Here is a 16,681-nt window from a genome sequence, read left to right as displayed (position 1 = left end):
CATAATATCTATAGAGAATAGTTTTTTCCTGACTGAAATTGCGGAGTAGTCAAACTTAGATGCTTCTTACCTAACGTTACGCTCCATTTCCTTTCTTAAAATAATACTACTGTCTACACTTTCTTTACGCATAGATAGAACAGCTTAGGTTCAAAGATGTTAGATAAAGCGAGTTGGATAATATACCTAGCGGTATTCTCCTCATTTTCCACTTTTGCAGGTGATTGGGAGATGGAAATCGGCGGCTTTTTCTCCTATACAGACACTAAACTCAACGCTTACGATCCTTATTTCGACAAGGTCCGTGAAATTGATTTCGAATCAGACCTCGAATTAAAAGAGTTTACAGTGCTCCCTTATCTTAAGTTGGAGTATTACTTCAATCAAAAACACAACGTTTATCTCGATTGGCGCAGCCTTGATCGTGAAGCGACGCGTACCTCCATCAGTAAACCATTTGAGATCACTTCTGATTCAGTGACGTATGTAGTGCAGGTTGGCTCAAGGCTGACAACGAACTTAGATATAGATATCGCGCGAGTTGGCTATGGATATCAGTTTTATACCTCTGATAAATGGGCTTTGGATGTGTTGGTTGGTATGCACGTAATGTGGTTGTCGCTTGGTTTGGATGGCAAGCTGGGTGCAAAAGCCAGCGGTATTGAAGAAGTTCCCACGTTGTTTGTTGATGAGACGTTATTCAGTGACTTAACCGCGCCATTACCCGATTTAGGCATCAGGGCAGAGTACTTGTTGAATCAAGATTGGACGATAAAGAGCGAAGCGCAGGTGTTCTACTTGTCGTATGACAATATTGAGGGGTACTTAGTAGAGGTTGATGTCGGTGCGAAGTATTTTTTTACTGACAATCTAAGTATGACGGGGTCATTTAACTACTACGAAGTTGGCGTTGATTACGAGAGTACTAATAAGGCGTTAGATATCACCTATCGCTTTTATGGTCCGATGCTTACCTTGGCTTACAAGTTTTAAAATTTGACTAGAATCTTCTCGTTTTAGGCAAGAATTCGCTAGAATTACCCGTCTGTAAACTGTGGTTTACGCTTGTGGTTTTTAATTCTTACACTTCTCTTGATCTTCTCATGAAGATCCTACAGTATCGTGCTCATAACAAAATATGGTATCAGTTAGGTTGAAAATTGCCCGATTTGGTACTGATAATCTTCAATGAGATGTAAAGATAAATATACAATGAGTAGTTCTAAAGTGTTTGGTAGTACCCTGATTATCGCAGGGACAACAATTGGTGCTGGTATGTTGGCACTTCCTCTTGCTTCCGCTGGTATCGGTTTCTCTACCTCTCTCATCATTATGCTGGGTTTGTGGGCTCTAATGGCATTCACAGCGTTGCTCATGTTAGAGCTTCATCAGTATGCTGAAAGCAGCGCGACGCTGCATACTCTAGCCAAACAAATCCTCGGCCAGAAAGGTAAGTGGATTGCGAGTTTTTCAATGTTATTTTTGTTCTACTCGTTATGTGCAGCATACATCGCTGGTGGCGGTGCTCAATTTGGTGACCGCTTAACTCAATGGTTTGATCTGGAATTTTCCGGTTCTACGTCAACTATCATTTTCACTGTGATTGTCACTTTGGTTGTAACAGTAGGCACGGGCACGGTAGATAAAGTTAACCGTGTGTTGTTCACCATGAAGCTTGTTGCGATGATTGCAGTGCTATTTTTCTTGGCACCAAACGTGACACAATCTTACTTGCTAAGTATGCCGATTGAGCAAGGTCTTATTGTGGCGGCAATTCCTGTTATTTTTACTTCCTTTGGCTTCCACGGCAGTATTCCTACAATTGTAAACTACTTGGATGGTGACACTTCGTCATTGCGTAAAGCGGTCATCATTGGTTCTACCATTCCGCTAGTTATTTACATTTTCTGGCAGATAGTGACGTTGGGAGTAGTAAGCCAAGATACCTTGATTCAGAACGGCGGCTTGAGCTCGCTTATTGGTCAGTTATCTCAAACTGTTGTTCAATCTAATCTGGGTAATATAGTTGGTGTATTTGCTGATTTAGCGCTACTGACATCTTTCCTTGGTGTAAGTCTTGGTTTGTTTGAGTTCTTGGGTGACACGATCAAAGGCAGTAGCGAAAAACCAAATCGAATTATCGCCGCGTTAATCACATTTACGCCACCATTAGGCTTTGCTCTGTTTTACCCGCAGGGATTTATCATGGCGTTAGGCTATGCAGCGATTGCTCTGGCGATCCTCGCTATCTTTTTACCGCTGGTTATGGTTATTAAGGTTCGCCGTTCTGATGATTTTGTCGGCGAGTACCGGGTAGCTGGAGGGCAGGGTGCATTAATTCTTACTGGTTTAGCAGGAACGGGAATTGTCACCGCACAGATGTTAATCACGCTCGGGGTGTTGCCTGCGCTAGGTTAGATTTTCAGCTCAATAAAATCTTAAAAGCCAATGAGTCATGCTCGTTGGCTTTTTAATTTGGATCAAGTTACTGAGATATATTGGCTGAAAAAATTGGCGAAAATCTATGTTTATTTTGTACACTTATGTTGTGGTGTATCAAAAATTTGAGTGGAGAAAAGTTGCTCTGATAACACAATAAAGTTGCTAATAATAATGAGCTTTTTCGCCTAGTAACAAGCATGACTGGGGAGTAAAAGTATGACACACCGTAGTTTTTACCCGTTTGCAAAACCGCTAAATGAGCAGCTGCAAGCGTTGAAAAATAGAATGCAGGCTCATTTACCCTGCATTGATAGGGTGTCATTCGCAAAATATCACCCCCAACAAGATATGCTCAAATCCTTCGCGGACACTGAATTTGATAATTGGGACTTAGCCCACTTTGAAGCTCCTCTGCGTAAACTTCCTCACTTATATGCTGCCTCCCAAACTGGGACTCCACGTGTCGTCGATGACCTGTACGAGATTGACCAAAACTCACGTGTTAAAACCTTACTAAAACATGGCTATCGGTCATCTGTTGCAATTCCATGCTACGAAAATAAAGCATTCTCTGGTTTTGTCTTTCTAAATTCAGTGCAGCCTGGTTCATTTAAGTTAGAAGCACTTGATAGCCTTAAACCTTATATCGATATGGTTGAATTCGCAGTTGAATCGGAAGATCACGTTGTTCATGAGATAGAACGACAATTGGATCGAAAACACAGCATGATGGCGGGCTACTGCCCTGAGTGCTACGCGCACGCCAGACGCATGCGACTCTACGCCCAGTTGATAGCGGCTAAAGTTGCTGAGCGTCATCAACTGACGGATGAAATCGTTGAGCAAATCGGTATTTTTGCGCAGTTTCATGCTGTAAGTGATACGAGACTTCCAATAGATATTGCTTGTTATCGTACTCATTTCAGTAAAGAGCAAGAAGAGGTATTAGTTCAGCATATAGAGCAGTGTATCGAATCTGCTAGAGCTATCGTTGCTAATATTGGTAGCCCTGTCCATCCGAGCGTAGAGCTCTTCATGCAAATCGTAAGCTATCAATATGAGAACTTAAATGGCTCTGGCTACCCGTATGGATTAGAAGAGCAAGATATTCCAATCGCAGCGCAAATTGTTGCTGTAGCAAATTCATTCGATGTATTGACCACACATCATCCACATCGTCAGGCGTGGTCTATTCCGTATGCATTAATTGAGCTAGAGAAATGGGTACAAGAAGGTCTGTTGTCTGGCGAGTGTGTCAACGTTTTACGCGATCACCAAGTCTATCTAAAACAAATTATTCAAAAGTATCCTGAGCACTGTACTAGTTCGGTTTAAATTCTACGAAAATTAAAGGAGCAGAAATATTGACTAGGGGAAATTCATAAACAATACTGTATGTATAAACAGTGTTGTGGTTTAGATTAGTTTGGAGGTGAAGTATGCTGTGGGAAACCATTGAAAGAGTAAACCGCTTACGCCAACAAGCACTTGCGAACCCTGAGTTTGTTGAGTCAGCCAAAGAGCATGAACAAGCATTGCAGGATCAAGAGTATCATTACCAACCAAAGAGAGCGCGCTCAGCAAAAGAAAAATCACTGGCTGATATCTATAAGGAAGTAGAGTTTCGCGCCGACTCTCATCATTAATCCGATCTGTCATCGTTGCGGCTTTCATTCGTTTTATCAATGCCGCAGCATCTCTCACAAGTAAAATGTTGAATGCAAGCTCGCTGTTGTAATGTCTTATTAAACAGAGGGCTTCTAGTTTGCTACCTTAGGCAAATTAAAGGGCTGGAGTCGTGCGGTTGGACATATACAAAAGCCTGGATTCGATTCCAAATGTGTTCAGCGATACGTACGATGGGTGCTTTGCGGAGGAATAAGAGCAGTGACAAAACGCTGTCACTGCTCATTTATAGCATGAAATTAAAAGTCCGCTTTACGGACGTAGTGTGGGTTTTTGTATTTCTTAGCTGGACCAAATGAAGAGACAACCAGTTTATTCCACAATGACTTGTCAAATTCGCCTTTAGGAATAGAAGGGTAGAGTGTTTCCTCTTCTTCTCTTGAGAAGTTCATGTACTGCTTTTTCTTAATCTGGTTGTACTTTTTCGCGATTTGATTGTGTTTCCTGACCCACTCCAACTTATATTCACGAAGCACTTTCTCAGCTTGATCTTCACTCATGCGGGAGAGGAAAAGCCTTTTATAAGAGACTTTTCTGTCTAGCATGGTTCTCATAACCGTCTGAATGTATTTGCCGTGATGCGTAACGGTGATGTCTTTTTCATCAATTGGAGCAATACACCAGCCTTTAGGAAGAAAGTCTGGTTTCTTGAATTGTTTGTTACGTTCCATTAACGCCTGATGTAAAACTAAATCAGACGTACCACGAAAGGTTTTTTGCCATTTACCAATTCGAATTTGAATCGAGCCTGGTAAACGATAAATATTAGTAAACTTATCTTTGTCCATTGACTTCAGTCGTGAGAATAATACGCAAAATTAGAATGATGTATGCAGCCCAACAAACACTATTTAAATAGGCAGGCTGAATTTATTGATGATTTTACAACGACATCGGGTTACTTAGCGAGTGGTTATGTCAATAATTGGCAAGGAAATAGAAAATTAATGTCGTTTATCGATATGAAGGCCCAAATAACATCAGGAAATGAATCTTGAGGTTATTTGGGTAAAACTGTTCACGGGTGGTTATTTCAGACAGCCACTTCCAACTGATTTGCCTCTTCTTCCTCAATTTCTTGAAGATGCCGACTCGCTTGCTGTAACTGGTACATTTGCGAGTAGCGTCCGTTCTGAGAAAGAAGCGATTTGTGCGTTCCTTTTTCTACCAAATCACCATGGTGGAGAACGACTATTTGGTCTGCGTCCAGAATGGTAGAGAGTCGGTGAGCGATAACGACGAGTGTCATATTCTGACGCAGTACCGACAAGCTTTTTTGAATCAGTGCTTCGGTGCCAGAGTCAATGTTAGCCGTTGCTTCATCTAAAATGAGAATCTTAGGTTTAGCTACCAGTACTCGAGCTAAAGCAAGTAGCTGCTTCTGACCCGCAGAAAGGTTGGTTTCACCCTGACCTAACTGAGTATCCAACCCGTTAGGGTAGCGACGGATTTGTTCAGACAATCCTACTTTATCTAGTGCATCCCAAATCTCGGTATCGTCTACCGAACGTCCCAATGAAATGTTCTCTCGCACGGTATCCGGAAGAATATGAGGATCTTGCTGAACCATAGCTACATCTTGACGCAAAACGTGCTTCGCTAAGGTCTTGAGTGGACGGCCATCAATCATCAGTTCGCCTATTTCAGTCGGGTAAAAGCCCATTAGCAACGAGGCAAGGGTGCTTTTACCACTACCGGTATGGCCAACCAGTGCGATGAAATCCTGATGAGCAGCTTCCAGTGAGACACCTTTTAAGACATCTTGTTTGCCATCGTAGCTAAACGTCAGGTTCTTGATTGCAATTGATCCAGTTTGAAGTTCTTGGTTATCGTCACCATAAGTTTGTTCTTTCGCATCAATAAGTTCGAAAACACGCTCGCTTGAAACTAATGCCTGTTGCAGTAGGGCAAGTTGCTGAGTCATTTCAATCAATGGTTCAGTAACACGAGCCAGGTAACTGATGAACGCATATAGTACACCAACACCAATCATCTCAACGCCATTGAAGCCAAATATAGCCACTAAACTCATCAGAGCCAGACCCGCTAACAGATCCATCAACGGTCGCAGTAGGTAGCCGTTTAGACGAATGACTTGCTTAGACGCAACCAGATGCTCTGCAGTGAGCTCGTTAAACTGCTTGTTAAAACGTTCCTCTTGCTGCATCAGCTGAATTACACTCATACCTTGAATTGATTCACTCAAGTTAGCGTTAATGTCCGTGAGCAAGTCACGCATTCTACGATAACTCTCCGTACTGAGCTTCTTAAACAGGTACATAAAGCCAATCACTATTGGCAGCAGAACAAGCACAACCAGAGTCAGTTGCCAGCTCATAAAGAACATGACGCCCAACATTACGAGTATCATGACTGCGTTTTTAACCACAGTTGCGATTAAAAGCTCGTAGAACTGCTGGAGTGACTCAGTATCATTGGTGATTCGAGAGACCAGTTTACCCGCTGGAGTGTAATCGAAAGCCGAAAGTGGCTGCTTGATTACTCCGGAAAACACTTGTTTACGAATCGTCTTAATCGTGTTTGTTGCGACAAGACTGAACTGCAGTGACTGGAAGTATTGGAACGTCGCTGAAATTATCTGAAGCGAAATGTAACCTGCGGCTAGCGTGATCAAAACACTGTGCGAGTAATCACCTTTAGCAATGTGTTCATCAATAAAATACTGAATTAACCAGGGCCCGCCTGCGCTTGCTAATGCTGCGATAAACAGTAACGCTAATCCCTTGAGCATAGGTTTGGGCTGAGACAATGGATAAGATAACAACCGCTTAAATGTACTCGTCTGTTTCATCTGTTACTCCTCCATTGCCTGTTCTAATTTTTGGTACTGTAACATTTCTGCGTACCACCCTTGGTTCTGTTCTAATAGAGAATGACGACCGCGCTCGGTAATGTGACCGTGATTTAAAACGATAATCTCATCTGCGGCTTTGAGTGCCGTTAAGCGGTGCGCAATAACAATCAGGGCTTGATCACGATAGTGTGTTTCAAGGTTCTTCAGGATCTGGTGTTCTGTTCGACCATCGACGGCAGATAGCGCGTCATCGAGAACAAGTACCTGAGCATTGAGTAGCATTGCTCGTGCAATTGCAATACGCTGTTTCTGACCGCCTGAAAGTGTAATGCCTTTCTCGCCAACTTCGGTGTTGTATCCATCTGGAAACTTCTCTATGTCATCATGAATACAAGCCAGTTTCGCTGCACGGTAAACATCTTCTTTAGACGCATTTGGACTACCTAATGCGATGTTGTCGAAGATCGATTTCGAAAACAGAAACGGGCTTTGATTCACCACGGCAAAACGGTTTCGCCATTGTGGCAGCTGAGCGTCTTTAATTGATACATCACCAAATTTAATCGTGCCGTTTTCTAAATCGTGCTGACGAAGAAGCAGAGTTAACAAGGTTGATTTACCACTTCCCACTGGACCTGCAATACCAAGCATCTTTCCTGGTTCTAGCGTCACATCGATATCAGCTAAAGCCGGAGGCAAATCACCCGACCAATGAAACGCATTAATATCAATTTTTAGTGGCAGAGGTTTGTCTTGCAGTGGGATATGACCACTGACAATTTCCGGTTTTTCATCAAAAATCTCCTGCAGGCGATTCCAGGCCGCAGAGCCACGTTCTAAAATATTAAACAGAAACGCAAATGCCAACATTGGCCAAATCATCAGACCGAGGTACATGGTGAAAGCAGTTAAATCACCAAGGGAGATCTCTCCCTTGTCGACCAGATAAGCACCTGCAGCAATGCTAAGCAAGAACGAGAGTCCGATAGTCAGTTGAATCGCGGGATCAAAACGCGCATCTACACGCGCAACCGCAATGTTTTTTGCACCTGTGTCGTCTACGACATCTTCAAAACGTTGTTGTTCTTGTTTTTCTAACCCGAAAGCACGCAGCATGCGTACGCCGTTTAACGATTCTTGAGTCATATCTGACATCGTAGAGAAGGCTTCCTGTGCAATGCGGAAGCGCTGATGAAGAATTCGCACAATATAGAAAATGATGATCGCAAGAAACGGCATAGGCAGTAGTGCCATTACCGTGAGTTTCCAGCTCACCTGCGTCACCATAACAATAAGTACTGCGATGCCTGTAATTAAGGAATCTGCGGCGGTAAGCACACCTTCGCCGGCGGTCATTACTATGTTTCTCACGTCATTGGTGCCGCGAGCCATTAAGTCGCCGGTTTTGTAACGTTCGAAAAAGCGGGGAGGCTGGGTTGAAAGGTGGCGATATAGTTTGTTCCGCAGGATAGTGCCCAGCTCCCAGCTTGCGCCAAACAGCCAAATACGCCAGAGAATTCGGCAGATATAGATTGTGATAAATATAGCAGTAAGGCCTAACAGCCACATAACTAGGGTATTTGTGTCTAAAGTGTTATCGACAACACCATCAACGATAACCCCAACTGCTTTTGGTGGTATCAATTGGAGGACAGATATCAGTGCCAGTAATAAAATTGAGCCAACATAGTGTTTCCACTTTTGTTTGAAATACCAACGTAGCTGCCAGAAAATCCTCATCCCGCCTCCCGACTTAAATTATTGAAATTGTTATGGAACCATTATTGAACGAAATGGGAAGTTTACAAGCACAAATAGTAGGCAGACCCAAAAACGATACAATGTTTCGATTTTGAATATTTGCTCTATGGAAATATTCGTTTTATTGCTGCAACCCAGCAGTGTAACAAGATTATGTGAAAATGATGTTAATTTGCCATTTTAGCTAGCTTGATAGAAATCAACGCTCAAAGAGGAGAAAAAGTGAGTTAAGTATACGTTTTATATGTGCTAGAGGAAGGTTTGATAGTATTTAGAGATAACAAAGCTCGGTATCATTGGATTAGAAAACCGAGCTTAGGTATGTGTTAGATTCGGTTATCACCGGTGCTGAATGCAATGATTTGGCTGATTTCCGTTAAGCTTCTGCCACTTTCTTGCTTCCACTGCATAAACGCTTTGGTCGCCGCATCCAGTGACTTTTTAGTGTCTTTACCGCCTTCGATGATCTTGCAGTTACGAAGGTAAGACTCGACGTCGTTGGAGATAATAAAAGTATCAGCGCCCATCGTGCGTAACGTATACGGCCCGGTATTACCACCTAAGCGGTTTCCGTGCTTTTTCAGATAGCTCCAAAGCTCAGTAATCTTTTCTTGCGGCCAGTCTGCAACCATTTTCCCGAAAGAACCATATTCGATAGTAGCTTCATGGATCATGCGTGCGTTGGCAGGGATAGACATAACTTTGGCGTGATGACGAATAATACGTGCGTCGGTTGCCTTCGCTTCCCATTGTTCGTCTGAGAGCATCAGTAATGGTTCGATTTTGAAGCCAAAAAAGACTTCTTCAAAGTTAGGCCATTTCTTACGTACTACACTCCAGGAAATACCGCTCTGGAATACTTTCATTGAAAATGCCGCTAACCAGCGATCGTTAGGGATTGCCGCTAGTTCTTCTTTACTTAGCGGCAGCGTAAGCAGGTCTTCAAGTTGGTCGTCACCACCTTTACGCTCGGCAGCGCGTTGGTAAATGTCGTCAAATCTTTCGATACTCATATTAGAAATTTGTCCATGGTGAAGTCACTTGGGTATACATGCCAAACATACTACGCTTAAGTGGCTGAATCGCAAATTGATGGAGTGTCACAAATGAAGAAGGTCACATTAACGTTTGTTGGAGAAGGTTCGGAGCGCGTCGCAGATAAATTTTATGAATGGTTAGCCGATGGCGGATTAGAAGACAGCTTGATTGAAACTCTATCAGATCGCGAGGTCTCAGTGGTCGGAATCAGCGATATGGATAACGAGACGCGCGATGTGGTGATTACAACAGAAATGAACTAACACGCGTTTGTTGAGCAAGTGAGATAAAACAACGCCCTTCAGTGAGAAGGGCGTTGTGCGTTTGGGGCATATCTATTTTCTGCAGGCAGGGTTTAGTGATGAACGAGCGTTAAACCATTTGGCAGAGCATCACCAAAGACACGTTTCGATTCACTTTCGGAAAGCTCTTTCACTTCTTCAACCAAAGAAACCCAGGAATCAGGCACTTTACTTTGTTTCAGCTTTGCCAGAACCTGCACACGGTAGTCATCTGAAATATCGAACAATCGGTCTCCGGTTTTACGACAAATCATCACTGCTGCAAAGGCAATCATTGGTTCTTTTTGCCAGTTTTGTTCTAACAATTTAGGAAGCCACTGTTCTGCTTGTTCACGTGGAATCACGTTGTGTTGACTGCCGTAAAGCGGCGTACGCGATGCCAGACGGCCCAATGCCCACCAATGGCCTTGCTGAAACTGATTGTGATTAATGGCTTTGCTCAGGAACCAGGTTGCTAGCAGGACTTTATCTTCAACTTCGAGATGTTCAAGAGAAGCTGACAGGCGCACCATGGATTCGTAACCCATCTCTTGTGCCGCTTTAGCTGATTGAGGGTTTTTCATTGCGCCGGGATGTAAATATTTGGCGATGTCAGCCAGAATGGTTTCTTGCTGTTCCTGGCTCAGTCCGCCGGCGATACGACGCCAGAAAACCCACCAGTCAGTCCATCCTTGATGGTTTTTAAACTGAATGTTCTGTTGATAGAGACCCCAGACTTGTTCAATACGCCAAGAGTCAGTCGCATCACCAAAGCCAGGACGCAATGCAAAACCTGCAAGACGAAGCCAGTTTTTCTCATGTTGCTCTGAGCGGCGGCGACGTTTTCTGCCTTGAGCAAAGGTATCGAACAGTTGACGTAGGGTAGTGAAATCCCATTCGTCTCTCTTGCCCAATCGCTTCTCAAGATCTTTGGCTAGCGTTTTGATTTCGTTGCTGTCGGCACTTTTCTTGTTGCCACTGTACAGGCGAGCAACCAGTTCTTTACATTCATTCAGTCTTGGATGAAGTTCGGCTTCTTCACTGCCGTCTGCTTGCTTATTACGAACTTCAAACTCCAATCCCCAGCGTTTGCTGTCGTCTTCTGCGCTGACACATTCCATCTTGAGTGTGCCCACTTCAGTCAACTGGCAAGCAAGTTGTACTTCAACACGCTCTTTCTGATTCGCATGCAGCGCTGCGCCTTCACCTTCTAGTGTGGTGATGTATGGCAGCAGAGGTTGAAATAAGTCTGGGTCGACATCAACCATGACACCATTCTGAATAGCGGTGTTGTTAGTGAGAGTGTCATGCGTTGAAGTAAGCAGGTTAAAGCGGACTGGTTCACCAAGTGTGAGAGAAAAGCGACGCCCGCTCAGGCGAATTTCATGACCTTCTTCTGTACCTTTTGCAAGTAAACAAAGGGCTTTGCCCATCTTGTTTTTTTCTTGAAGGTGCAAGAAGTATGAACGAGCTGCGCCACCACCTATTTTTAGTTGTGCGCCACGACGAGCTTTACCGAACGCCACTGCACCAAGCGCGACTGACCAATCAGGATGTGGGTTATCCAAAACAGTGACAGGTGCGCTGCGCCAGTCAGAGAGCAGGGTGGTGACACGCTGCGTGACAAGATCACTGTTAAACACACCACCATTAAGTAGTAAGCCAACCGGAATTGCGTTTTGTTTTTCGTCTTCGATGCCAAGTGCAGCGCGGGAGACTTGTTGATGTTGAGAAAGAAATTCCGCGACGTGTTTACTAACCGCGGGGTCAGCAACATAAGGCAGTCCGAACTCTACGACCGCACTACGCCGCTTGTCTGGCACTTCACTGAAATCGGAAAGAGGGAAGAATCCGTCAAGTGCTATTTGATGAACTTCTTCTTTGCTCAGCGCAATACTCTTCGTACCACCAAGTAGTTTTGAGCCGCTGCCTAGCATGGTAATTTTTACTTCTTCGGGAGCATTTGCAGAAAGCAGGTCTTCTTTCGCTTTGCGGGTTTGCTGAATCAGCTTAGTCAGGCTTGCTGCTGTCAGTTTCTTGTTTTGTTCCCCGTTACTTAAAGAAAGGCGACTTTCCGCCAGATGCGCCAATGCCAAGTCGAGGTTGTCGCCACCCAGCATCAAGTGTTCACCAACGCCAATACGGTCCAGTGCTAAATCACCTTCGTTAAAGCGGGCTTCAATCAAACTCAAGTCGGTTGTACCGCCACCCACATCGCATACGAGGATTAGTGGCAGCTCTTTTAGCTCATCCGCTGCAGTTTGTTGATGGCGGGCATACCAGTCGTAACATACCGCTTGTGGTTCTTCGAGCAGTACAATTTTTTTCAAGCCTGCCAGTTCTGCGGCTTCAAGCGTAAGTTTGCGTGCTGTTTCATCGAACGATGCGGGCACAGTAACCACCACGTCTTGATCTTCCAGCTTGTTGCTTGGATGACGGTAATTCCACGCTTGTCGAATGTGATTGAGATAACTTGCGCTGGCAATAACCGGCGAAACTTTATCAACGTCTTGCGCGCCGGCCCAAGGAAGAATATCTGAGCTACGATCGACGGCTTGATGTGATAACCAGCTTTTCGCACTGGATACCTGGCGGCCTTCTACTTTTGCGCCTAGCTCACGAGCCCACTCACCAACAATGACGTTTTTGATATCGCCGGAAACGGGTTCGATTTCCCAAGGGAGCGTTAGGTCAGACGGGGAGATTTGCCCTACTGCAGGGTGGTAGCGGAAAGAGGGTAACAGTGGTTTACGAACCACTTCACCGGGGCCAATCAATTGGTCAATGTCAAATAGGGATACTTCGGATTGTTCAAGGTTGTCAGTGATTTCACAGTAAGCCACCACAGTGTTTGTGGTGCCAAGGTCAATACCAACAAGGAAACGAGGAGATGTCATACAAACCTTCGCGAATTTAAAAACGGCACCCGTTTGGATGCCGTTTGATTTTTACTTATTCTTCTTCGTTTGAGTCGCTTTTCGCGTCTTCACGCACATCGAACTCAACGTGCCATTTTTGACCGTTATCGGTGGCAATGGCTTCTAGGTAAAGCGTACCAAGTTCAGTAACGCGAGAAGCTAAAGTAACAGGAACTACTTCACCTTCACTACGGCCTTCGGAAACTGGTAGCGTTACCTGAATCTCCGGAAGCTCTTCAAGTTCTTCCGGTGCCCAATGATCCAGATGGGTACCTGCCAGATCTTCACGACGAACGGTTGAGCCGAAGAACTGGAAGTTAACCGGTTGGCCGATGACCAAACCGAACTCCTGGCTTGGTACATCCACGTCAGAACCTTCTTCCATACCAAATGGAGCCACACAAAGTGCTTCCATAGGAGGAGCCATACCCGGAATCGCTGGCATCGCACTTTCAATACCAACATAATAAGCCGAAGCAATACCACCACGGATACGAACACCCTGGCCACGGCGAACTGAGCCGTAGTAAGCTGCACCGCTTGCGACTGCAAGGTCAAGATCAACACCAGTCAGACGTTTTGCCATTTCGGTATCTGCTTCGATTAACCATTCATTAATGGTTTCTTCTAAGCGAGAAGCCAATAATGTCGACTTTAATACGCCACCGTTAAACAGAATAGCCGTTGGCTTGATGAAATCAGCTGATTGATTCGTGTCAGCGCCTGGCATACCAGGCATGTTAGCGAATGGATTATGCTCTTGATCTGCTGTTGGTTCCGCACCACTTAGCGCATTTGCCTGCTTAGACAAGAATGCGGCAATGTGACGAGTGATCCCAGCATCTTGTGCGTAAGGCAGCCCCATTTGTGTCAGTGCACCACGATTACGCTGGACAGGGTGGTCAGACACCGCAACTTTCGGGAAGAAACCATCAACCAGCGTTTGCTGCACTTCTTCCTGGGTCAGTTCTGTTTTCAGCGTTGCACCTAGCAGCTTAGAGCCACGGCTAGGAACCACAATTGGCACAGATTGTAGATCACTGTCGTTCAATAGTGCTTCTTTCGCATCACGACACGCGTGCGTCATCGCCTGTATCTGCCACGGTTGTAGCTCTTTACCATCTTGCGCCAGCTTCATTTTCAAGCGGTACGCAAGAGCAAGATCCATGTTGTCACCGCCAAGTAGGATATGTTCACCTACTGCGATACGATTGAGAGTCAGGTTGCCTTCTTCTTCAGTAACTTCAACTAAAGAAAGGTCAGTGGTACCGCCGCCGATATCAACAACCAGAACGATGTCGCCGACTTCAACTTCATCACGCCATTTATCATTGCTGTTGTCGATCCAGTTATACAGTGCTGCCTGAGGCTCTTCTAATAGAGTCAGGTGCAAAAAACCAACATTACGCGCCGCTTCAGCGGTGAGATCGCGTGCTGCAGGGTCGAACGACGCAGGAACAGTAATCGTTACATCCTGATCTGCCAGTTTGTGATTTGGATGAGTGTGATTCCAGGCGTCTTTTAAATGTTCTAGGTAAAGTTCAGTGGCACGAAGCGGTGATACTTTTTCTACTTCTTCAGGACTGCCTGCCGGAAGGAATGCATCACGACGGTTTATACCAGCGTGGCAAAGCCAGGATTTTGCACTGGCAACCAAACGAATTGGGGTTTTTGAGCCCAGGTTACGGGCAATGGCTCCCACCAATGCTTTAGGTTCACTTGACCAAGGCAGTACGCGAGACTGCGGATTCATTTCGTGCTCGTGGGGTTGGTATAAAAACGAGCCTAATTGGCTGTGCGTCTCTACCGTACCAGGTGCCGTCAACTGTGGAATCGGCATGACTTCAACACGAGCGTCTTCATCGTGAGCGTCAACGAATGACATAACACAGTGGGTGGTACCCAAGTCGATACCAACGCTAAATTTAGGAGACTGATGCTCCGAAGTTTCTTGGATGTTTTCTTCTTGAGAAGGATTTTCTTGATTCATATCTTCCATTAGAGCTCAACCTCAGCAGGGGCGATCACAGACGCATCGTAGTTCTCAGCCAGTTTAGGTAGGTTCATAGAGGTTGCTTTCCAACCTTTGTGAACAAGAGTGCCATGAAAAGGTGCGCTACCTGTTACGTTGCCTGTCAAACGGATTTGTTGTGAGTTGAAGCCTTCTTCAACAGTGATACGAGTTTCTTCATCCTCATTACGTACGTGTGCAAGTGTTACGTAATCGTTTAATACTTTTTTGCCGCCAGTGTGGATAACACGAGCTGCTGCACCCACTTCTTCATCTGAGAATGAAGTGAGGTCTTCTTGCAGAAAGTCAATCAGGCGAGCTTCTTGTTGCATAATAGAAAGCAGTTGCATCGCAGAGTCGGTAGATGCTGTTGCAAGTTTGGATTCTACCTCAACGACTTTTTCTACGACTTTCTCTACTTCAACGACTTTTTCAACTTCAACAATCTTTTCGACTGGTTTTTCCACTTCGACAATTTTTTCGACCGGCTTTTCTACCACTTTTTCGATTACTTTAGATTTGCGTGATACCGCAATCAGAAGAAGTAACGCGCTCGACGCTGCAAGACCTGCGTGAAGCATGTCGAACGTTTGAGGAATTAGGTTCAAATCAATGTTCATGATGTTTTTTCTCTTTCTATTGATTTTATGGTGTTAAGTATTAGTTCAAAGTATTTACTATTAATGAACGATTTTGAGATCTTACACCAAGTTTAGACACTAAAATGATGGCGGATGTTAGCATATTCAAGGCTTAACGCTGCAATAATTCTGAATTTGCTGTACGACTAGCGTGAAAAACCAACAATTGAAGCAAGCTTTTTAGACTCGTGTGCGTTGTATGCACACTATTTGCTCAAACAGTGGTATCCATTTGTATTAGCAACATCAATACACATATCGAAATTCTATATGAGATTATAAACCAGACCTGCTTTACGTAATGGCTTGTTGATTAACTACTTCCGACATGTTTAGTCGTTACAGATCCTAGGTATACATGCTTACAAAACGGGCAATAACCTTAACTAAGATTAGAAAGTGGTGGCTAAACCGTGCAAGTGGTGATTTATTCAGCGAGCAAATTCGAGATTTAGATGCCATTGAGGTAGAATCTTGCGCTTTCAAATCTAAGTTAGGAATCAAGACAAGCTATGAACCATAACCGCATTGTGTGCTTCGATTTAGAAATGTGCTGCTGGAACGAAAATGGCGTCGGTCGTACAGGTGAGATCATCGAAGTCGGGTTAGCTGAAATAGATTTGTCTAAAGGTGAGATTGTTAAACGAGCTCAATATTACGTTAGGCCTGAGCATGACGAAGTCTCTCTATTTTGTGCTGAGTTAACCGGTATCACGCCACGTAAAATCGAGAAGCAAGGACGTCCACTCGAAGAAGTACTGAAATCCATGGTTAAGAATTTCGGCGGCCGTAACAAAATTTACGCGTCATGGGGCAGAGATGACAAAATTTTGCTGGACGAGTGTGAGCAGAAGGGGATTGAGGCTCCGTTTACCGAGTTTATTAACTTAGCAACACTTTACCGAATTCAAAACCGCCTTAAAGATAAGCGTATCGGTCATCGCGCGGCTCAGGAAGCTAAAGGGATTGACTGGGAAGGTCGTCAGCACTCGGGCTATGTTGATGCTTATAACTTAGCAAAGCTCGCGCTGACGATGCTTTAAATACTAAGCTAGTCAACTGAGTGAATAAGAGTTTGCCTCGTAACG

13 protein-coding genes are annotated in these 16,681 nt (G+C 44.5%); 6 read left to right on the top strand and 7 right to left on the bottom strand.

What is annotated here, in order from left to right; genetic code table 11:
• Window positions 1-156 precede the first annotated feature (156 nt).
• The 4 genes from KHN79_RS07550 (at window position 157) to KHN79_RS07535 (ending at window position 4,088) form a co-directional block, all read left to right on the top strand.
• Entirely contained in the window at window positions 157-993 is an 837-nt protein-coding gene (locus KHN79_RS07550) for a DUF481 domain-containing protein (RefSeq protein WP_182007726.1), read from the top strand.
• Window positions 994-1,212: 219 nt separating this feature from the next.
• A complete protein-coding gene (locus KHN79_RS07545; RefSeq protein ID WP_182007727.1) occupies window positions 1,213-2,418 on the top strand; it encodes an aromatic amino acid transport family protein in 1,206 nt (401 codons plus the stop codon).
• 240 nt (window positions 2,419-2,658) lie between these two features.
• A complete protein-coding gene (locus tag KHN79_RS07540) occupies window positions 2,659-3,777 on the top strand; it encodes an HD domain-containing phosphohydrolase (RefSeq protein ID WP_182007728.1) in 1,119 nt (372 codons plus the stop codon).
• 104 nt (window positions 3,778-3,881) lie between these two features.
• Window positions 3,882-4,088 (top strand): hypothetical protein, encoded by a 207-nt coding sequence (locus tag KHN79_RS07535; protein ID WP_182007729.1) that lies wholly within the window; start codon window positions 3,882-3,884, stop codon window positions 4,086-4,088.
• Between the two features lie 279 nt (window positions 4,089-4,367).
• Here KHN79_RS07535 and KHN79_RS07530 read toward each other — a convergent pair whose 3' ends face one another.
• The 4 genes from KHN79_RS07530 to KHN79_RS07515 form a co-directional block, all read right to left on the bottom strand.
• Entirely contained in the window at window positions 4,368-4,916 is a 549-nt protein-coding gene (locus KHN79_RS07530; protein WP_182007730.1) for a hypothetical protein, read from the bottom strand.
• A gap of 245 nt (window positions 4,917-5,161) precedes the next feature.
• Window positions 5,162-6,940 carry an ABC transporter transmembrane domain-containing protein gene (locus KHN79_RS07525; protein ID WP_182007731.1) on the bottom strand — a complete coding sequence of 593 codons (1,779 nt, stop codon included), beginning with the start codon at window positions 6,938-6,940 and terminating at the stop codon, window positions 5,162-5,164.
• Between the two features lie 3 nt (window positions 6,941-6,943).
• Window positions 6,944-8,683, bottom strand: a complete 1,740-nt coding sequence (locus KHN79_RS07520) for an ABC transporter transmembrane domain-containing protein (protein WP_182007732.1) — start codon at window positions 8,681-8,683, stop codon at window positions 6,944-6,946.
• 347 nt (window positions 8,684-9,030) lie between these two features.
• Complete coding sequence (locus KHN79_RS07515) at window positions 9,031-9,717, bottom strand: DNA-3-methyladenine glycosylase I (RefSeq protein WP_182007733.1); 687 nt, start codon at window positions 9,715-9,717, stop codon at window positions 9,031-9,033.
• 93 nt (window positions 9,718-9,810) lie between these two features.
• Between KHN79_RS07515 and KHN79_RS07510 the strand changes: the two genes are divergently transcribed.
• On the top strand, window positions 9,811-10,005 hold the full coding sequence (locus KHN79_RS07510; protein WP_182007734.1) for a hypothetical protein: 195 nt from the start codon (window positions 9,811-9,813) through the stop codon (window positions 10,003-10,005).
• A gap of 92 nt (window positions 10,006-10,097) precedes the next feature.
• Here KHN79_RS07510 and KHN79_RS07505 read toward each other — a convergent pair whose 3' ends face one another.
• The 3 genes from KHN79_RS07505 to KHN79_RS07495 are packed head-to-tail and all read right to left on the bottom strand — an operon-like array spanning window position 10,098 to window position 15,572.
• Window positions 10,098-12,920: an Hsp70 family protein gene (locus tag KHN79_RS07505; protein ID WP_182007735.1), complete on the bottom strand. Its 2,823-nt coding sequence runs from the start codon at window positions 12,918-12,920 to the stop codon at window positions 10,098-10,100.
• 55 nt (window positions 12,921-12,975) lie between these two features.
• Window positions 12,976-14,940, bottom strand: a complete 1,965-nt coding sequence (locus tag KHN79_RS07500; protein WP_182007736.1) for an Hsp70 family protein — start codon at window positions 14,938-14,940, stop codon at window positions 12,976-12,978.
• Window positions 14,940-15,572, bottom strand: a complete 633-nt coding sequence (locus KHN79_RS07495; protein ID WP_182007737.1) for a DUF2760 domain-containing protein — start codon at window positions 15,570-15,572, stop codon at window positions 14,940-14,942. Before KHN79_RS07495 ends, KHN79_RS07500 begins: the two co-directional genes overlap by 1 nt.
• 533 nt (window positions 15,573-16,105) lie before the next feature.
• On the opposite strand from KHN79_RS07495, the gene KHN79_RS07490 reads away from it, so the two are divergent.
• Window positions 16,106-16,636, top strand: coding sequence for a 3'-5' exonuclease (locus KHN79_RS07490; protein WP_182007738.1), 531 nt, complete (start codon window positions 16,106-16,108; stop codon window positions 16,634-16,636).
• Window positions 16,637-16,681 lie beyond the last annotated feature (45 nt).

The organism is Vibrio sp. B1FLJ16, from assembly GCF_905175385.1.
Taxonomy (GTDB): Bacteria; Pseudomonadota; Gammaproteobacteria; order Enterobacterales; family Vibrionaceae; genus Vibrio.
Note: the sequence above shows the minus strand (reverse complement) of the source record. Positions and strands in the feature narration are given on the sequence as shown.

Excerpts from the sequence above, each read along its gene's own strand:
- KHN79_RS07530 (WP_182007730.1), bottom strand. The coding sequence starts at position 4,916 with ATGGACAAAGATAAGTTTACTAATATTTATCGTTTACCAGGCTCGATT.
- KHN79_RS07535 (WP_182007729.1), top strand. The coding sequence starts at position 3,882 with ATGCTGTGGGAAACCATTGAAAGAGTAAACCGCTTACGCCAACAAGCA.
- KHN79_RS07490 (WP_182007738.1), top strand. The coding sequence starts at position 16,106 with ATGAACCATAACCGCATTGTGTGCTTCGATTTAGAAATGTGCTGCTGG.
- KHN79_RS07495 (WP_182007737.1), bottom strand. The coding sequence starts at position 15,572 with ATGAACATTGATTTGAACCTAATTCCTCAAACGTTCGACATGCTTCAC.
- KHN79_RS07545 (WP_182007727.1), top strand. The coding sequence starts at position 1,213 with ATGAGTAGTTCTAAAGTGTTTGGTAGTACCCTGATTATCGCAGGGACA.
- KHN79_RS07540 (WP_182007728.1), top strand. The coding sequence starts at position 2,659 with ATGACACACCGTAGTTTTTACCCGTTTGCAAAACCGCTAAATGAGCAG.
- KHN79_RS07505 (WP_182007735.1), bottom strand. The coding sequence starts at position 12,920 with ATGACATCTCCTCGTTTCCTTGTTGGTATTGACCTTGGCACCACAAAC.
- KHN79_RS07550 (WP_182007726.1), top strand. The coding sequence starts at position 157 with ATGTTAGATAAAGCGAGTTGGATAATATACCTAGCGGTATTCTCCTCA.
- KHN79_RS07510 (WP_182007734.1), top strand. The coding sequence starts at position 9,811 with ATGAAGAAGGTCACATTAACGTTTGTTGGAGAAGGTTCGGAGCGCGTC.
- KHN79_RS07520 (WP_182007732.1), bottom strand. The coding sequence starts at position 8,683 with ATGAGGATTTTCTGGCAGCTACGTTGGTATTTCAAACAAAAGTGGAAA.
- KHN79_RS07525 (WP_182007731.1), bottom strand. The coding sequence starts at position 6,940 with ATGAAACAGACGAGTACATTTAAGCGGTTGTTATCTTATCCATTGTCT.
- KHN79_RS07500 (WP_182007736.1), bottom strand. The coding sequence starts at position 14,940 with ATGGAAGATATGAATCAAGAAAATCCTTCTCAAGAAGAAAACATCCAA.
- KHN79_RS07515 (WP_182007733.1), bottom strand. The coding sequence starts at position 9,717 with ATGAGTATCGAAAGATTTGACGACATTTACCAACGCGCTGCCGAGCGT.